This window comes from Paenibacillus sp. 1011MAR3C5 (genome assembly GCF_003591485.1).
Lineage (GTDB): Bacteria > Bacillota > Bacilli > Paenibacillales > Paenibacillaceae > Pristimantibacillus.
The window spans coordinates 248,314-264,392 of record NZ_QZCF01000006.1 but is presented as its reverse complement, the minus strand read 5'-3'; the positions used below and the strand labels follow the sequence as shown (position 1 = coordinate 264,392).

Genomic DNA, 16,079 nt, shown 5'->3' with positions numbered 1-16,079 from the left:
GGATGAAGGAATCATGTCGGACCACACGATAAGCCGCAATATGCTAGGAATGCTGAAAGTATTCAACTTTGTGCTCTATGGGGCCCTTGCGATCTACAGCACGTTCTTTGCGCTCTATCTCAAGGATATCGGGCTTTCTAATGTGCAGATTGGATTACTGGTAGCAGGCGGCCCGCTCATCGGGCTGGTAGCCAATCCTTTCTGGGCGTATTGGGCGGATCGTCTTCGCAACAATAAGCGCATCCTGATTATTTGCTTAATCGGCAATTTCGTCTGTATGCAGTTCGTGTTCATGACGGAATCCTATACGCTGATCTATACGCTTATGCTGTTTTATTTCGCCTTCCAAAGCCCGTTGTTCACGCAGAGCAACAGCTTGATTCTGAATGTCATCGAAGGCACGAACCGCAAGTTCGGCGAGTTCCGGGCATGGGGCTCGCTGGGATGGGCGCTGATTGCGGTAGCAGCGGGACCGATTATCGGGATGCTGGGCATTAACAAGCTGTGGATCGTATTTGATGTGATGCTGCTGTTCGCCATCTTCTTTACCTTCCTGATGCCAAGCGGCAATGAACGACCGCTAAAACAGAAATTCTCGAATAAGGGGTATCTGAAGGTATTTCAGAACAAGTACTTTCTCATGTTCGTTTGCCTGGGCGTACTAATCTCGATTCCCAATTCAATCAACATGACCTTCCTTGGCATCTATATCAAGGGTTTGGGAGGGACGGATACGGTGGTGGGATGGTCCGCCTTCGCGACGGCGATTTTGGAAGTGCCGGTATTCCTGCTGCTGGATAAGTATTTGAAGAAAAATTCCCGTACGATGCTGGGCTGGCTGGTCATTATTAGTGCGCTTTTCTCAATCCGATGGCTGCTCATGTCCATTGCAAGCTCGGCGATTCAGGTCATCTTCATCCAATTGCTGCATTCGATCACGTTCGGCGGGTATTACTATATCGGAACGCAGCTTACTTCCCATCTGGTGCCTGCCGAATATCGATCAAGCGGCCAGGCTGTATACGGGCTGACATGGGGCGGCGTATCCGGAATTGTCGCGGGTGTGCTCGGCGGCTGGATGTTCGAGAACCTGGGCGCATCGACACTGTACCAAATTTGCTTTGCTTTTACATTATGCGGTGTGCTCGGATTTTTCCTGCTGCGGCAGTTGTTCCTTAGAGCGGGAAGTCCGGTCGGCGCAACCAATAAACAAGAGACGATGTAAGGATAGAGAACAGGTGAGATTAGAAGAACCCGTAAGCCGGCGCTTCGCATGGAGCAGCCGCTTACGGGTTTGCGGCGTGTTCGGGTAGGCAGCATGGTTCATTCAGGGTACACTAGTAATCATTCAGGTATTGGAAAATCTAGTGTGCGGCTAAGGCCCTTATATAGGAGGATGCGATTCATGATGGATGGCTTGCATACAAGAGAGACATTAAATGCAGCGGAGCTGGATGCGATTGGGCTGCTGGCCGATACGTGCAACCGGCATGATGGGATTGAGCTGAAGCTCAACTGGAATATGCTGCGTGAGCGTTCGGATTCAGAGACGAGCGATTTCCTCTACTATGAATCTGGACAACTGGTCGGATTTCTGGGCATCTATCAATTCCAGTCTACGGAAGTGGAGATTAGCGGTATGGTGCATCCGAGATGCCGGCAGAAGGGCATATTCGGCAAGCTGGTAGAGGCTGCAAAAGAGGAGTGTCAGCGGAGGGAGGTTCCGAAGCTGGTCTTTATGTGCCAGCAGGGCTCGTCATCTGCGAAGGCTGTCATGGATCGATGGGTCATTCCCTATGGCTACTCGGAGTATTGGATGGGGCTGACGGAGCCGCCTGTTCAGAGCGATCAAGAGCGTGCTGTTGGTGCTTTGAAGCTTCGTGAGGCTGATTCGGGCGACGGGCCTGCCATTATAAGATTTAATGTGGAAGGTTTCGGGCTATCGGAAGAGGATGCGACGAATCTATTGGAGAAGCCGAATGGGACGCGGACGAGCCGTGTGTATATGGCGGATATCGAAGGCGAGGATGGCGTTCGCCGTACGATAGGGAAGATTCATGCCCGCATTGTGAGCGGCAGTGCGTTCCTCTATGGATTTGTCGTAGCAGCTGGCGAGCGTGGACGCGGATATGGCAGAGTAATCTTGGAGCAGGCGATTGAGGCCGTCCGAGCGGAAGATCCGCAAGCGTCTATCGCCCTTGAGGTAGCTGTGAAGAATGAACGAGCGCTGGGGCTATATGAGTCCACAGGCTTCCGCATAAGCAAGGCAACGGATTATTATGAGTGGACCGCTGGAACGACGAATTCGTGATAATTATTGTTCAGAATGACCGGATTGAAGACTTTCCGGCTGGTATGCAAGGCTGTCACGTGTATGACCAGGAGAGCAATAAGCTGCTTATATGTACGGCTCCGACCTGGTAAGCTGACGGTATGGGCTGGTTGCCAGACGCAGCTAAGCGTCTGTGCTTACTCGTTCTGTTGAATAGCCGGATTAAGCTGAAGCAGACGCTCCGCAGCTTCCCATAGCTCAGGCAGGAATTGCAGCACGCCTTCGGCTCTGCTTGCCATGGCGGATGCATCTGTCACGCCGAGATCATCGCTTAGCGCCAGAAGGGCGGGCAGGTAAGCCTGCTGCAAGTGGGGCGCGTCGGCGGCAAAAATTTGATGGCATCTGGCGAAGGTTGCGGCTATCCAAAACACTGCTTCATGGTGCTGGCCAGAGTGAATCAGATCCCGGCTGCCATCTATGGCGATGGGCCTGGACAGAACCGAGATGTCGGATCGGAAGAAGAAGGGAGTGCGGACTGCTTCAGCGGCGGCATCGAACGTACGGGCAAGCTCGCCTAGATGATGCTCCACGCGTGAAGCTGTCAGGTGGCTGCAGCCGAGCAATCGCAGCAGCTGCGGGTACAGATGTTGCTGGCCGTACTCTTTCAGAACTTCTCGTGCAGCGGCATAACGCAGCCGAATGGTAGGATTGCGAAGAGCGGCTACGAGTAGAACGTGGGTGGTCACACCCGTCGGGAACAGCCATGCTGTCAAGCGGTCATGCAGCGGCGCGTGGACGTCAAGCGCTCCAAGCCCGCTCACGATCCGGTCACGGGCACTTTCACAGCGCCGCCGTACCCATGCCATCTCGTTGAATCTCACTCCTACTTCGTCCTGGAGCTTGCGCAATTGCCCTATAGGATCGGATATGATCGTATCTTTGCGAAAGCCTCCTGCCAGATGATAGTTAGCGAGCACCTCTTCCGCAGAGGTGAGCTGGTTCCAGGATATTAAAGTCACTTCGATCAGCGCGTTTTGAAATACCAATTTGCCCGGCTTGACCGGCGGCTCGTCTTCTGCGGTGACGACCACGATATCGACATCGGAGCTGGCGGGGAGTTCGGCGTCATCTGGCATATCGATCGTCGAGCCGTTGAAATAAGCGCCGCGAAACCATTCTTCTGGAGCGGCATGCGTCTGCACCCAATTCGCCGCTGCCCGGCGTGCGTCCTTTACTTTCATGGGAATGATCCCCCTTTGAGATCATCCCCTCCCTTCTTCCGAATGAAGAAGGGAGGGGATGTCTGTGTTTGTTAGCGATGTTTTTGCCCGATTAGTAGGGTGACATCCAGCGTAAGGTCAAGGAAGCTTAGCTCCTGCAAAGAATGGATACTCCCTATGTCCGCATGCCATGATAACGGGGTCATCGCAATGGCGTGGGGGATGAGATCGGCATCGAGCTTCGATCGGGTGCGCAGCGGAAGCGATTGTATCAGCTTGAAGTTATCCCGGAATCTCTCTTCCAGCTTGGAGCCAGAGTTTGACCTATTAGCTGTGCGGAAAGCCGTACGCAGCTCTTGCAGATGCCCGTCGCCAGGAATGATCTTGATCAGAAAACCATCATCCTTTAGCAAGCGTTGGCATTGCGCATAGTTGGACGGCGACAGAATATTGAGAATGAAGTCGAAGCTGCGACCCGCCAGCGGACTGCGAGCCAGATCGGCGACGCACCACAGGAGATGGGGCTGACGGCTGGCGGCCATCCTGACGCCTTCTTTGGCAATATCCAGTCCGACGCCAGCCGTTCCATGGCAGCCTGCGGTTTGCATCATGTCCAGTATGCGCGTCAGATGGGAGCCTTCTCCGCATCCCATATCAAGCAGACGGACAGGTTGGTTCCCGATATGCGCAAGTATTTGGCAAGCTATGAGTCGATCGAGAGATTCGAAGAAGCCGCTCTCGCTCATCATGCTTCTTGAGCGGAATAAGGATTGCCCGTATTTGGATGCCGCGGGACGCGGCAGGAAATTAACATAGCCTTGCTTGGCGATATCGAAGCTGTGACCTTTGCGGCAGATAAGCTGCCGAAGTTCCTCGACACGCATTGAGGTTGAACACAGTGGACATAGGAATAAATGGCTGTGATTAGCCATTGCTTCGGCAGCAAGAATACGATTGCGTTTGTTCAGCACAAATAAACACCCTTCCATTCGTTTCGTTGAATGAAAAAGGCACAGCCAAATAAACCTGACTTTTTCTCTCAGAAAAAAAGCCGAGTCTTATCTACCGTGCCTCTCATTAACGCCAACGAATGAAATGAATCATGGTGAATATTGCCTCCAGTCGCAAAGAGCTTATTAGCGGTACTATATCAGCATAACATGAATGCTGTTCCGGGGGCGAGAAACAATCTGACCGGCAGAAGCTGTTGGGATTCGCTATCATGGAGGAAGCAATTGTCTGGCTTGGAGGACGGCAGTCAATAATCCTGGCGTCAACAGCGGTGATAATGTCGTAGTCGGCCTAAGGCGCCGTTATCATCGAAAAAGCTGCCTGAGGGCAGCTTTTTATTAGATGTATCCGGGGTCATTCATTCACAACGAGACCGAACAGCGCTGCGAATACATACGCTTGCTCACGCGAGATGATGCAGCCCTTCAAGTCCTCGATATTAACGCTTAGTCCATTGAACTCGCAATCGCTTAGATCGATGCCGCTGAGCGGTGTGCCGGAGAATTGGGCCTTGTCGATATTGCAGCGGGACAGCTCAGTTTTCTGAAGCTTGGCGAAGCAGAAGTCAGCTCGGCTGAGGGAGCTGTCCTGCAAGATAAATTGCTTCGTATTCGATACCCGCAGTGAAGCATAGTCGGCAAGGGCGTTATCGATCAGCACGTTTCGAATCGTGGCCCCTGTTAGCTGCATGCCGATCATTTTGCAATCGCGGAATTCGGTACGATGGATGACAGCGTCTGTCCATTCGGCATTGGAGAAGTCGCATTTCTCGAAGATGGTGTCGGTCAGCTCCATTCTGGTCCAAGACGTACCCGCGAATGTCACATTTTTGAATATGATTTTCTCGAACGTGACCCGGTCGACATCGCGATCGTCGAAGACGCAATCCTGGATGATGCCCATCTCCACGAAATCCTGTACAGCCAGGTCAGGCTTTGGCTGGATAGGTAGATCTGCGGGCAGAATGGGCGATTCGATTTTTAATGTTTTTTTTTTCGTCATAGCTTTCATCTCCTATATAGTAAGGCTCCGATCGATATTTCCTACTTTCATACTAACATAGCAGATTCATGAATCAATATTGAAGGAACCAGGGAGAATGGTGGCAGCAGGCGGTTATATACTAGCCCTCAAGTGATAAGAAATATTTATATAGGATATAGAAGAGGTTAAATTTTCCTTATCGCCATAACATGGTAAAGTGGATGGAAATAGCGGCGGGAGTGAACATCGTGAAGCGTGATGTCATTGCGGATTATTTTCGTCAATTTGCCAAGGATTGCAACGGGTCGAGTCGTCTGTATAAGTATCTGTCGGAGAGAGGGATGATATCATTCCGATTCTGGCAAGTAAAAATGTGCAGACAAACGAGGTTAGACGCTGTGCTTACCTGTACCCTGTCTTTTGCTCAATCTACGCGTCGATGCAGCGACCGCTATCCTTGATTGAAATTGGAACGAGTGCCGGACTTCAGCTGCATGGGGACCGCTACGGCTACTCCTACTCGTCGAAGCCTGGTACGATCTACGGCAATCCGGATTCTGAGCTGGTGCTTGCCTCGGAGATGAGAGGGAAGGATTGGCCGGAATTGCTGCACTTAAGTCCGCCGGTGACCGACCGGATTGGCATCGATCTGCATGTGAATGATCTATCGGAAGCGGAAGATCTTCTCTGGCTTCAAGCGCTAATCTGGCCGGAGCATGCCGAGCGTAGAGCCGACTTCGATAGGGCGGCTGCTATTGCGAAGAGAAATAAGGCGCGGCTTGTCCAAGGCAACGGGGTCAAGCTGCTTGCCGAGCTGGCGGCGGAAACCGACGCGGAATCGGTATTATGCGTCTATCATACCCATGTGGCAAACCAATTGTCCGGGCGGGACAAAGAGGAGCTGCTTCAGACGATTGCGAAGCTGGGCCATCATCGTGATATTTGCCATATTTACAATAATATGCGGGATCGACAACTGCGCTTGGATCACTATACAGGCGGCGTACCGCAAGAGACCATTCTTGCAGAAACAGACGGCCACGGCCGATGGTTTGGCAGAATTTATTCTTGAATTTGATTTAAATCTGGCATAAGTAAATATAAATAGATTGCACACAATGTGAAATGGATTTAATTTTCAGAAATGCTCATGTTTTTCAGTGAAAAATCCGTTATATTTAATGTATAAACGATGGGGGGGAGTGACATGGGAAGAGTTGTCGTGTCATGGCTCTTAATATGCTGCATGATGTTTTCGGTGGCAGCTGGAGCCTATGCGCAGGATGGAACAACGACAGATTTTCAAGATTTAAAGGACTTGGATGCGGCGACGAAAGCGAAGTTTGACGCCTTGATTCAAGCGGGTGTGTTCGATGGAACCGGCAACGGGCAATTGGGTCTCCAGGAAGAGATGAATCGCGCTCAATTTGCTAAGGTTGCAGCTTTGATTTTTGGTCTCAAAGTGGACACATCACTCAAGAGCTCCACCTTCAGTGACGTGCAGGCCAATGATCCGTCTAACGGGTTTGCGCTGCCGTATATTGAAGCGATAAAGAAAGCCGGCATTACGACGGGCACAGGCTCGGGAGAGTTCAACCCTGCGGGCAACGTGACCAAGGAACAACTGGCTGCGTTTTTGGTGCGCGGATTAGGGCTGGAGGGAGAAGCCAATCAAAAACCCGGAACAAATGGCATGGTATCGGACTGGGCCAAAGGCTATGTTCAGCTAGCGCTTGAATTAAAGCTGCTCAACGGTGACCAGACAGGTGGATTCGATGGAATGTCCCAAGCCAAAAGGGATGAGCTGATCCAAGCTTCGTTTGAAACAAAGAAACAGGTTGAGCCTCCGCCAGTGCTGTCAGGCGTATCGGTGGACGGTACGAGCGAACTGAAGCTGACGTTCACGGGTGCGATTGATCCGAAATCGGTTGATCTCTCTCAGTTCAGCGTTAATGGCTACGTATTGAGTAATCAGGAAGATCGCTTCACGCTATCCGAGGATGGGAAAACGCTGATCATCACGTTCCGACCGGGCTTCCACTGGGGCTCCGGCTCGAATCCGGTTATTGAGATTGGCTCAGTCCAATCGCTATTCGGAAATAAGCTGGATGATAAAGCACCAGCGCCTGCCGTAACGGTTACCAACCCGCCAGCACCGTACATTCCGGCGCCGACGCCAAGTCCGACCACCGCACCGACCGGTACGCCGGTACCAACGGTGACGCCGGAACCAAGCGAGAGCACAGGGCCGTCGGAGTCGCCGGACCCGAACGAGAGCACGGGGCCATCGGAGTCGCCAGGAACGACAGGAACACCGAAGCCATCGGAGTCGCCGGACCCGAACGAGAGCACGGGGCCATCGGAGTCGCCAGGAACGACAGGAACACCGAAGCCGTCGGAGTCGCCGGACCCGAACGAGAGCACGGGGCCATCGGAGTCGCCAGGAACGACAGGCACACCGAAGCCATCGGAGTCGCCAGGAACGACAGGAACACCGAAGCCATCGGAGTCGCCAGGAACGACAGGAACACCGAAGCCGACCGAATCGCCAGGGCCGACTGTAACACCTGAGCCCAGCCAGGTGCCAGAGGTTTTATTGGTGGAGCCGGTTGTATTCACGGATGTAGGCATTCATTTTATGGTGGAATCGACGAATGCGGATAAGCTGTACTTTATTTATCATTCCGGCATGGAGCATGCTCCCTTTACAAATGGGGAAATTAAGAAGAAAGCTATTGCAGCATCTTCCTATGAGCCAATGAGTGTAAGAACAGCTACCGAGCCATGCACGGTATATTCTGTTCAGCTTTTGCCGGATGAGACTTATACGCTGTTTGTCGTTGGAGAGAATGAACATGGTCTTTCCGAGATCAGCTCCATTATGGTTTCCAAGCCCTTAAGCGCACAAGTCAGCGGAAGCTCATGGAGATCATACGAAGGCGATCCGCCGGTGTATGGCATCTTTCTTCATGTTCAATATGCACCTGTACAGCCTGTCATGTCTTATTATCTGATCTCAACCGTCAAGTATGATGAAGCCCCGGCAGCCGAGGATATTGCTTATTTGGAATCGGAATACGGCGAATACGTATTTGTTCATGAGGGACAGGAGCTTTCGGGCGGACAAGGCGGTATTACCATCGCAACACCGAATATTGTAAACCTGATCGGCGAGACTTTATACGTATATATGGTACTAGAAACAAGTGACGGAAAGCTTCATTTTGTGGGAAACCCTGAGGAGCCTTTCTCCTTTAAAGTGAACATTGAGGCTTAACATTAATGTACAGCAGTTCTAGCCCCTTATCGGGCAAGGGCTGCTTCTTTTTTGTTGTGGACATCAATTAGGTTAGACTATAGATTCTTCTATTACGGAAATGCCCAATTTTCGAGATCGTATGCTTCTTTTTGTTGCCAATAATCACATGGCGTAAGCCGGGCTTATACGGGCATCCTATGGTTAAAAGCAGAAGGAGCGATCAGCATGGCCCGGAGAAGAAGAAAGTATATTGTGCCGGAGGCAGCGCGCGGCATGCAGGCATTCAAAGCCAATGTGATGAAGCAAGAAGGGTACGATGTGAATCCCGAGCGGCCTGACGATGTAAAGTATGAGGTGGCCAAGGAACTGGGCATTCCGCTCAGACAAGGCGACAACGGCGATCTGTCGACGGAATCTGCCGGACATATCGGCGGCAAGATCGGCGGCTCGATGGTGCGAGAGCTCGTACGCATGGCGCAGGACCGACTGTCCAAGCAATAATATAGAACCGCCAGGGAATAACTTGAACGGCTCCCCAATTGTTAGACACCATCTAGCGTTGGGGTTCAAATAACTGTGGCTGTGTTGTCTATTAAGACACCAGCGCGAAGAAGCACCCGATCATTGAATCGGGTGCTTCTTTTATAGAGATCAATCCAATTAGGCATAAGGCTGCTGCTGTTCGGTCTCGGTATAGACGGAGATCAGAACGATCGCCTGCTCATCGCCGATATTGCGGACGAGATGAGGCGTGCAGGCATTCCAGGAGAAGGAGTCGCCTTCCTCGAATTCGGCCGAATCCTCGCCTTGCTCGGCATAGACTCGGCCTTTGATCACCACATGAACCTCTTCTCCTTCATGGGCATGGGGAGTATCGCCCGTAGATGCGCCGGACGGGAACTCGACAAGCATCATTTTTACATTTTTGGAGGAGCTGAGATGCTCCACCTTCAGCTGCTCGCTGCCGCTAGTCGTCACCTTACGCTCCGACTTGCGCACGATGTGCATGCGGTCTTCTTTTTTCAAAAGCAAATAAGCAAGCGGCACCTTCAAGGCGTTCGCAATATTCTCCAGCGTAGCAATGGAGGGGGAGGTCTTGTTTGTCTCAACCTGGCTTAAGAAGCCTTGTGACAGGCCGGTTTCTTCACATATTTGGGCGATCGTGATCGCTTTTCGCTTTCTTATGGCCCGAATGTTGGAGCCGATATCCATAGGGTTCACGCATCCTCAAAAATATTTGCAATATGAATGATATATTTATATTATCAATTTTTCCATTGACTTGCCAGTGTTCATTCGTATAAATTACTTATATAAAATTAATTTCTTTATTACTAATATTCTAAGCCGAGAGGTGAGTTATATATGATACCGGCGTACGCTTACCAAATACACTTGCCAGAGGGCATGGAGACAGGCATGAAATACCCCACCCTATTCACGCTCCATGGGAAAGGATCCAATGAGGGCAATATGGCGGGTCTGACGAAGCCGCTTGAAGACCGCTTTATTACGATTCATATTCGCGGCGATCTGCTGCTGGGGGCAGGCTATCAGTATTATGAGCTAAAAAGCCTGGGCAATCCTTTGCGCGAGTCGTTCGACCGGGCTGTGCAGCAGCTCGAAGCCTTTATAGCATATGCATCAGAGAAATATCCGGTGGATACGGAGAGCCGCTATTTGCTCGGATTCAGCCAGGGGGCTATTCTTTCCTTGACGCTTGCGCATACGCTGGGGAACGCTCTGAGGGGCATTGTGGCGCTGAACGGATATATTCCGCAATTCGTGAAGACCGAATATGCCGTCCAATCGATGTGGAACGTCTTGGTATTTGTCTCTCATGGCGTGTACGATTCCGTATTCCCGATTCGAATCGGCCATGAGACAGCCGAATATATGGGTAGCGTAACCTCCAAGCTGACTTTTAAAACCTACCTGGCCGATCATGGGGTGACAGAGGAGAACATGACTGATTATGTGAGCTGGCTGCAGCAGGATGCGGCATTAAAAAATGATAAAGGAGCGATGGGATAATGATGCCTTCTTATTTTTTCGCGCATGGAGCGCCCTCCCTTGTGCTGGAGGAACATGCCTACACAGATTTGTTGAAGCAATTTGGCGCGAATACGCCTAAGCCGAAGGCGATTATATTATTTTCCGCGCATTGGGAGGAGCCTGTCCAGACCATTGGCGCGGCAGAGCCATACAGCACGATTTACGATTTTGGCGGATTCCAGGATGAGCTGTACCGAATGACTTATCCGGCCCGAAGCGATCGCGCGCTAAGCGAGCGTATCCAATCGTTATTCTCCCGCCAGGGCATCGAAAGCATATTAGATGAAGAGCGTGGCCTTGACCATGGGGCATGGGCCGTGCTGAAGCTGCTGTATCCGGATGCGGATATTCCGGTTATCGCACTGTCTGTGAACCGGGATTTGACGCCGGAGCAGCAGTATGAGATTGGCAAGGCGCTTGGCGAGCTAAGGGAACAGGATGTTCTGATTATCGGCAGCGGAGGAACGGTTCATAATTTGCGCCGGTTGAACTGGCGGTCGGGCGACGGCATTGACGACTGGGCGGAATCCTTCGATCATTGGTTGCAGAGCAAGCTGGAGGATTGGGATGTGGAGGCCCTGTTCCGTTACATGGAGCTGGCCCCTCATGCGCGCGATGCAGTTCCGACAAGCGAGCATTTCATCCCATTGCTGCTTGCCATGGGCACAGGTGATGGGAACCGTCAGGCGAAGCTGCTTCACCGCAGCTATCAGTACGGCAATTTAAGCTTGAGCTGCTGGCAGTTTAATTAAAAGAAGAAACTTTACGGGGCGCATATCCATGATAAGCAAAAAACGGTTGCCGGTTGTACACCGGCAGCCGTTTTTATGCCCGCTGCGTAGTTATAATGATTGGTCGTCTACCTCATTCAGCCAGTTGTCGATCGTTCCAATGACCGAGGTGACGCAGCCGTCCTCGAATGGAGAGACCAGGCCTGCTTTGGCAACAAGCTCAGTAAAGGACAAGCTGCCCCCGAGCTTGCACAGGTTCAGATAATCCGTCCACGCGGCTGAACGGTCCTCGTGCATCTTCTTCCAGAATTGAAACGCGCAAATCTGCGCGAGCGTGTAGTCGATGTAATAGAACGGCGAATTGAAGATATGGCTTTGTCTATGCCAGAATCCGCCTTGCTCCAGGTAGGCATTATCTCCATATTGGCGATGCGGCAAATATTTCTGCTCGATTCTCCGCCATGCCGCCTTCCGCTCCGCAGGGGTCGCTTCCGGATGCTCGTAGACGAAATGCTGGAATTCATCGACCGTTACACCATACGGGATAAAGATCAATGCGCTTGCCAGATGGTCGAAGCGGTATTTGTCCGCATCTTCCTTGAAGAAGAGGTCCATCCACGGCCAGGTGAAGAACTCCATGCTCATGGAATGGATCTCACAAGCCTCGTAGGTCGGGAAGCTGTACTCCGGCACCGCATAGCTTCGGCTTTGGTACACCTGGAAGGCATGCCCCGCCTCATGCGTCAGGACGTCGATATCGCCGGATGTTCCGTTGAAGTTGGAGAAGATATAAGGCGCCCGATGCTCGCTGATATAGGTGCAATAGCCGCCGCCGCGCTTGCCCTTCTTGCTGACGAGATCCATCAATTCATTATCCTGCATAAAGCGGTAGAACTCATCGGTCTCGGGCGACAGCTCGGCATACATCTTGGCGCCGTTCTCTACGATCCAGTCTGGATCGCCTTTCGGCGCAGCATTGCCGGACAGAAATGCCAGGTTCTCGTCATAGTAGAGCAATTCATCGACGCCGATACGGTTTTGTTGGCGCTCCTTCAGCTTCGAGGCGACCGGAACGATATGCTCCAGCACCTGCTCGCGGAAGCGTGCGACCATCTCGGCATTGTAATCCGTCCGGCTCATTCGCGCATACCCTAGCTCGACATAGTTGCCGAACCCGAGCTTATGCGCGATCTTCGTCCGCGTCTTGACCAGCTCGTCATAGATTCGGTCGAAATCAGCCTCATGCTCAGCCATGAAGCCGAAGGACGCTTCAGCAGCGCGCTTGCGCATGCTGCGATCCGGTGATTGCTGGAAGGGAGTGAGCTGAGCCAGTGTCCGCTCCTCGCCCTCGAACGGGATCTTGGCGGAGGCAAGCAGCTTGCTGTATTCCGTCGTCAGCTTATTCTCAAGCTGAAGGTCTTCGATGACCTCGGGGCTGAACGTCTTCAGCGACAGCTCGGCCAGCTGGAAGAGCTGCCGTCCCCATTTCGCCTCAAGCTGCCCGCGGAACGAGGATTCCACCAGCGCGCGATAGTAATCGGTAATGTATTCCTGGACGACAGGACCATTTTCATCGAAAAAGTCTTGCTCCGTCTTATAAAACTCGTCGTTCGTATCGATCGAATGGCGGATGCTGGCGATCGTCTGCATCGTATCGAACTCACTGCGCAGCTTATTGATCGCAGTCATGGCTTCATCCTGTTGTTCATACGTGGCTGCGCTCGTGAATGCGTTCAGCAATTCCTTGAATTGCAGTTCGAATGTCTTCACGTCTGGCCGTTCGTAGGCATATGTACTGAATTTCATGTGCTTGCACCTGCTTTCCTGTCATATTCATACTCCATTATACGCCTGATGGAATGGGGTTAGTCTACCTCCAATTTGCTGTTGTCCGATGAGAAGCAGCTGATAACATAATCTCGGAATGACCGGGCGGCCTCCGATAAATAACGACCTTCCAGCCAAGCAAGCTGCATCGTTCGTCTGCATACCGGTTCCTCAATCTTCAGGAAGGTCAGCGGGCTGTTGTTCTTGTGCGCTGCAGCGGGCAGGAACCCGACGCCCAGCCCGGCGCGGACCAGGCTTCCAATGGAAGCGGGCTCGTCGCCTTCGCAGACGACGCGCGGGACGAATCCGGCTTGCGCGCAATACGAGAACGTCAGATCACGAAAGCTGTATCCGGGTCTAAGGCTAATGAACGGCTCGTCGGCCGCTTCGCTAAGGCGGATGCTGCCCCGGCTGGCGAAACGATGGGTCGGAGGGACGACCAGCATAATTTCCTCCGTCAGCAGGTTCACGCCCGCAATTCCGTCCGACGTAACCGGAGGCGCGGCAAATACGAAGTCGATCTCGCCGCTGTGCAGCAGCTGGACCTTCATCTCCTCCGCAGCCGTCTGTGTAATGCGGAAGTTGGCTTGCGGATGAGCGGCCAAATACGGGCCGAGCACACTCGAGAAGCGGTTCAGCGTCGTAGCGGCGATCGTAATTGTCGATGTCTCGATTCCGGCAAGGTCGGCCATTTCGCGCTGTCCTTCTTCCAGCGCATGTAGCGCGATGTTGACCTTCTCCAAATAAATTTTGCCATAGGCATTCAGCTTAATGCGTCTGCCTTCTCGATTGAATAAAGGCATGCCGAGCTGCTCCTCCATGCGGGAGATGATGACGCTAAGCGCAGGCTGGGCCATGTGCAGCTGCTGGGCAGCATAGGTCATATGCTCCAGGCGGGCGACGGTCTGAAAATATTTCAGATGCTGCAAGTCCATTCAAATCTCCTCCCTTATAATAAAAGTATTATCAATTGATTCGAAAACATCTATTTTTCTTTATGAGTGTTCCCTCTTACAATAAGGGCAAGACATACTTTAGGTAAAGGGATGAATGAAGATGGAAGCAACGGAACAACATAGGGCTACTATGACTACCAATTCATCGACACATAAGCTTCGTAAAATGACATGGGTCGTGGCGCTCAGCGTCATTCTCAATCCGCTTAATTCCTCCATGATCGCCGTGGCGCTGCTGGGCATTGGCGCTAGCTACGGCATTGATGTGTCAACGGCAACCTGGCTCATTACAGGCTTCTACCTGGCCGCGGCCGCGGGACAGCCGCTGATGGGCAAGCTGGCCGATCTGCTTGGCGCACGCCGCGTCATGATGACGGGACTCGCGATTGTGGTCGCAAGCAGCCTGCTCTCCGTATGGGCGCCGTCCTTCGGATGGCTGCTGGCATTCCGCATCATGCTGGCGCTTGGCAGCACGGTAGCTTTTCCGGCCGGAATGGCGATTATCCGGTCCGTGGCACAGCCAGCTGCAGGTGGCGAACAGCCAAAAGGCATGACATCGTCGCTGGGCATCATCTCGGTATCCGCTAATGTCATGGCGGCATTCGGCCCGACACTAGGCGGCCTGCTTGTGCAACACAGCGGCTGGCACTCGATCTTCTGGATCAATATTCCGCTTGCGCTCGCCGTGATGGTGCTGGCTTACCGCTGGATGCCCGCAGATCGCAAGCGGTCAGTGGAGAAGGAGGCCCGCGTCGGTTTGTTGCAGCTGCTGGATGTGCCTGGCGTTCTCTTATTCATGGGGATGCTGATCAGCTTTATGCTGTTTCTAACTTCGTTGGGCTCAGGCGCTATGTGGTGGCTGCTTGCGATCGTACTGATCTGCGCGGTTCTCTTTGGGATGAGAGAGCTAAGGATCGATAAGCCGTTTATCGATCTCCGCATGCTGGCCCGCAATGTACGGCTGCAATCGGTATATGCGCAGTTCGCCGGACTGAATATTGTGTTCTACTCCTTGTTCTTCAGTATGCCGTTATGGCTGGGCCAGGTGAAGGGCTACGATCCGCAGACGGCAGGACTTCTGATGCTGCCATTCGCCGGGATCGGGATGCTGGCTACACCTATTGCCGTTCGCATCATTCAGCGCTGGAGTTATCGTCCCGCTATTATCGCCGGGAGCAGTGCTTTGTTGTTAGGTACGCTTCTGCTGTTGTTTATGGGCGAGAATACACCGATCTTCTTCATCTTATTGGCTACTTCTATCGTAGGGATAACGAACGGCATGAACAATATGGGGCTTCAGACCGCACTCTATCAGCATACCAAGCCTGGCGAGACAGGAGCAGCGTCCGGTCTCTTCCAGACATTCCGGTCGGTAGGCGGCATTCTGTCGACCAGCCTGCTCGGTATCGCGTTCAGCAGCACGGTGACAACTGCAGGTCTGCACATCATTGCTCTGGCTGGTGCATGCATCGGCGTAGTGCTGCTGCTCATCAGTCTATCGCGAAAGCTCAATTGAATCTGTGATGCCAACAGCGGCAGGGGCCGTCTTCGGACGGTTCCTGCCGCTTTTTTTGCTGCCGTTCGGACTGTTTTTGAATAGGTTCCCCAGCACAGTTGATGCCGCCCTTATTCTCGGTCTGAGGGTTGGGGAGCGCGTTATGAAGAGCCGGGCTTTCTGCCGATATACTTTGATATAGCAAGAGATAGAGCAATCTTGTAAGATATTGATGATATCACCATTAACGGAATGATTGACGGAGGAAT

General features: G+C 52.4%; 14 protein-coding genes. 8 read left to right on the top strand and 6 right to left on the bottom strand.

Annotation, left to right across the window (positions count from 1 at the left end):
* The first annotated feature begins 13 nt into the window (after nt 1-13).
* Nucleotides 14-1,225, top strand: a complete 1,212-nt coding sequence (locus D3P07_RS19290; protein ID WP_119801882.1) for an MFS transporter — start codon at nt 14-16, stop codon at nt 1,223-1,225.
* Nucleotides 1,226-1,405: 180 nt separating this feature from the next.
* The gene (locus tag D3P07_RS19285; RefSeq protein WP_182914408.1) at nt 1,406-2,311 is read left to right on the top strand and encodes a GNAT family N-acetyltransferase; all 906 of its coding nucleotides are present in this window, start codon (nt 1,406-1,408) and stop codon (nt 2,309-2,311) included.
* Nucleotides 2,312-2,469: 158 nt separating this feature from the next.
* On the opposite strand, the gene D3P07_RS19280 is transcribed toward D3P07_RS19285, so the two are convergent.
* The 3 genes from D3P07_RS19280 to D3P07_RS19270 form a co-directional block, all read right to left on the bottom strand.
* Nucleotides 2,470-3,513 (bottom strand): hypothetical protein, encoded by a 1,044-nt coding sequence (locus D3P07_RS19280; RefSeq protein ID WP_119801880.1) that lies wholly within the window; start codon nt 3,511-3,513, stop codon nt 2,470-2,472.
* 71 nt (nt 3,514-3,584) lie between these two features.
* Nucleotides 3,585-4,424, bottom strand: a complete 840-nt coding sequence (locus tag D3P07_RS19275) for a putative RNA methyltransferase (RefSeq protein WP_397334609.1) — start codon at nt 4,422-4,424, stop codon at nt 3,585-3,587.
* 433 nt (nt 4,425-4,857) lie between these two features.
* Nucleotides 4,858-5,505, bottom strand: coding sequence for a pentapeptide repeat-containing protein (locus tag D3P07_RS19270; RefSeq protein ID WP_182914406.1), 648 nt, complete (start codon nt 5,503-5,505; stop codon nt 4,858-4,860).
* Between the two features lie 328 nt (nt 5,506-5,833).
* Here D3P07_RS19270 and D3P07_RS19265 point away from each other — a divergent pair, with 328 nt between their 5' ends.
* The 3 genes from D3P07_RS19265 (at nt 5,834) to D3P07_RS19255 (ending at nt 9,247) form a co-directional block, all read left to right on the top strand.
* Nucleotides 5,834-6,559 carry a DUF2332 domain-containing protein gene (locus D3P07_RS19265; protein WP_119801877.1) on the top strand — a complete coding sequence of 242 codons (726 nt, stop codon included), beginning with the start codon at nt 5,834-5,836 and terminating at the stop codon, nt 6,557-6,559.
* A 135-nt stretch (nt 6,560-6,694) separates the two neighbouring features.
* Nucleotides 6,695-8,764, top strand: coding sequence for an S-layer homology domain-containing protein (locus tag D3P07_RS27315; RefSeq protein ID WP_259391595.1), 2,070 nt, complete (start codon nt 6,695-6,697; stop codon nt 8,762-8,764).
* Nucleotides 8,765-8,971: 207 nt separating this feature from the next.
* Complete coding sequence (locus D3P07_RS19255; RefSeq protein ID WP_119801876.1) at nt 8,972-9,247, top strand: alpha/beta-type small acid-soluble spore protein; 276 nt, start codon at nt 8,972-8,974, stop codon at nt 9,245-9,247.
* A gap of 159 nt (nt 9,248-9,406) precedes the next feature.
* On the opposite strand, the gene D3P07_RS19250 is transcribed toward D3P07_RS19255, so the two are convergent.
* Nucleotides 9,407-9,958, bottom strand: a complete 552-nt coding sequence (locus D3P07_RS19250) for a helix-turn-helix domain-containing protein (protein WP_119801875.1) — start codon at nt 9,956-9,958, stop codon at nt 9,407-9,409.
* Nucleotides 9,959-10,111: 153 nt separating this feature from the next.
* Here D3P07_RS19250 and D3P07_RS19245 point away from each other — a divergent pair, with 153 nt between their 5' ends.
* Both D3P07_RS19245 and D3P07_RS19240 read left to right on the top strand, forming a co-directional pair.
* A complete protein-coding gene (locus D3P07_RS19245; protein WP_119801874.1) occupies nt 10,112-10,780 on the top strand; it encodes an alpha/beta hydrolase in 669 nt (222 codons plus the stop codon).
* On the top strand, nt 10,780-11,553 hold the full coding sequence (locus D3P07_RS19240; RefSeq protein ID WP_119801873.1) for a DODA-type extradiol aromatic ring-opening family dioxygenase: 774 nt from the start codon (nt 10,780-10,782) through the stop codon (nt 11,551-11,553). Before D3P07_RS19245 ends, D3P07_RS19240 begins: the two co-directional genes overlap by 1 nt.
* Nucleotides 11,554-11,643: 90 nt before the next feature.
* On the opposite strand, the gene D3P07_RS19235 is transcribed toward D3P07_RS19240, so the two are convergent.
* Nucleotides 11,644-13,338: a M3 family oligoendopeptidase gene (locus D3P07_RS19235; protein WP_119801872.1), complete on the bottom strand. Its 1,695-nt coding sequence runs from the start codon at nt 13,336-13,338 to the stop codon at nt 11,644-11,646.
* 59 nt (nt 13,339-13,397) lie between these two features.
* The gene (locus tag D3P07_RS19230) at nt 13,398-14,294 is read right to left on the bottom strand and encodes a LysR family transcriptional regulator (RefSeq protein WP_119801871.1); all 897 of its coding nucleotides are present in this window, start codon (nt 14,292-14,294) and stop codon (nt 13,398-13,400) included.
* 121 nt (nt 14,295-14,415) lie between these two features.
* Between D3P07_RS19230 and D3P07_RS19225 the strand changes: the two genes are divergently transcribed.
* On the top strand, nt 14,416-15,831 hold the full coding sequence (locus D3P07_RS19225) for an MFS transporter (protein ID WP_182914404.1): 1,416 nt from the start codon (nt 14,416-14,418) through the stop codon (nt 15,829-15,831).
* Nucleotides 15,832-16,079: the final 248 nt, after the last annotated feature.

What these genes read in the sequence shown, in the direction of transcription:
- D3P07_RS19240 (WP_119801873.1), top strand. Translation starts at nt 10,780, where the DNA reads ATGATGCCTTCTTATTTTTTCGCGCATGGAGCGCCCTCCCTTGTGCTG.
- D3P07_RS19225 (WP_182914404.1), top strand. Translation starts at nt 14,416, where the DNA reads ATGGAAGCAACGGAACAACATAGGGCTACTATGACTACCAATTCATCG.
- D3P07_RS19290 (WP_119801882.1), top strand. Translation starts at nt 14, where the DNA reads ATGTCGGACCACACGATAAGCCGCAATATGCTAGGAATGCTGAAAGTA.
- D3P07_RS19250 (WP_119801875.1), bottom strand. Translation starts at nt 9,958, where the DNA reads ATGGATATCGGCTCCAACATTCGGGCCATAAGAAAGCGAAAAGCGATC.
- D3P07_RS19270 (WP_182914406.1), bottom strand. Translation starts at nt 5,505, where the DNA reads ATGACGAAAAAAAAAACATTAAAAATCGAATCGCCCATTCTGCCCGCA.
- D3P07_RS19255 (WP_119801876.1), top strand. Translation starts at nt 8,972, where the DNA reads ATGGCCCGGAGAAGAAGAAAGTATATTGTGCCGGAGGCAGCGCGCGGC.
- D3P07_RS19230 (WP_119801871.1), bottom strand. Translation starts at nt 14,294, where the DNA reads ATGGACTTGCAGCATCTGAAATATTTTCAGACCGTCGCCCGCCTGGAG.
- D3P07_RS19235 (WP_119801872.1), bottom strand. Translation starts at nt 13,338, where the DNA reads ATGAAATTCAGTACATATGCCTACGAACGGCCAGACGTGAAGACATTC.
- D3P07_RS19275 (WP_397334609.1), bottom strand. Translation starts at nt 4,424, where the DNA reads ATGGCTAATCACAGCCATTTATTCCTATGTCCACTGTGTTCAACCTCA.
- D3P07_RS19285 (WP_182914408.1), top strand. Translation starts at nt 1,406, where the DNA reads ATGATGGATGGCTTGCATACAAGAGAGACATTAAATGCAGCGGAGCTG.
- D3P07_RS27315 (WP_259391595.1), top strand. Translation starts at nt 6,695, where the DNA reads ATGGGAAGAGTTGTCGTGTCATGGCTCTTAATATGCTGCATGATGTTT.
- D3P07_RS19245 (WP_119801874.1), top strand. Translation starts at nt 10,112, where the DNA reads ATGATACCGGCGTACGCTTACCAAATACACTTGCCAGAGGGCATGGAG.
- D3P07_RS19280 (WP_119801880.1), bottom strand. Translation starts at nt 3,513, where the DNA reads ATGAAAGTAAAGGACGCACGCCGGGCAGCGGCGAATTGGGTGCAGACG.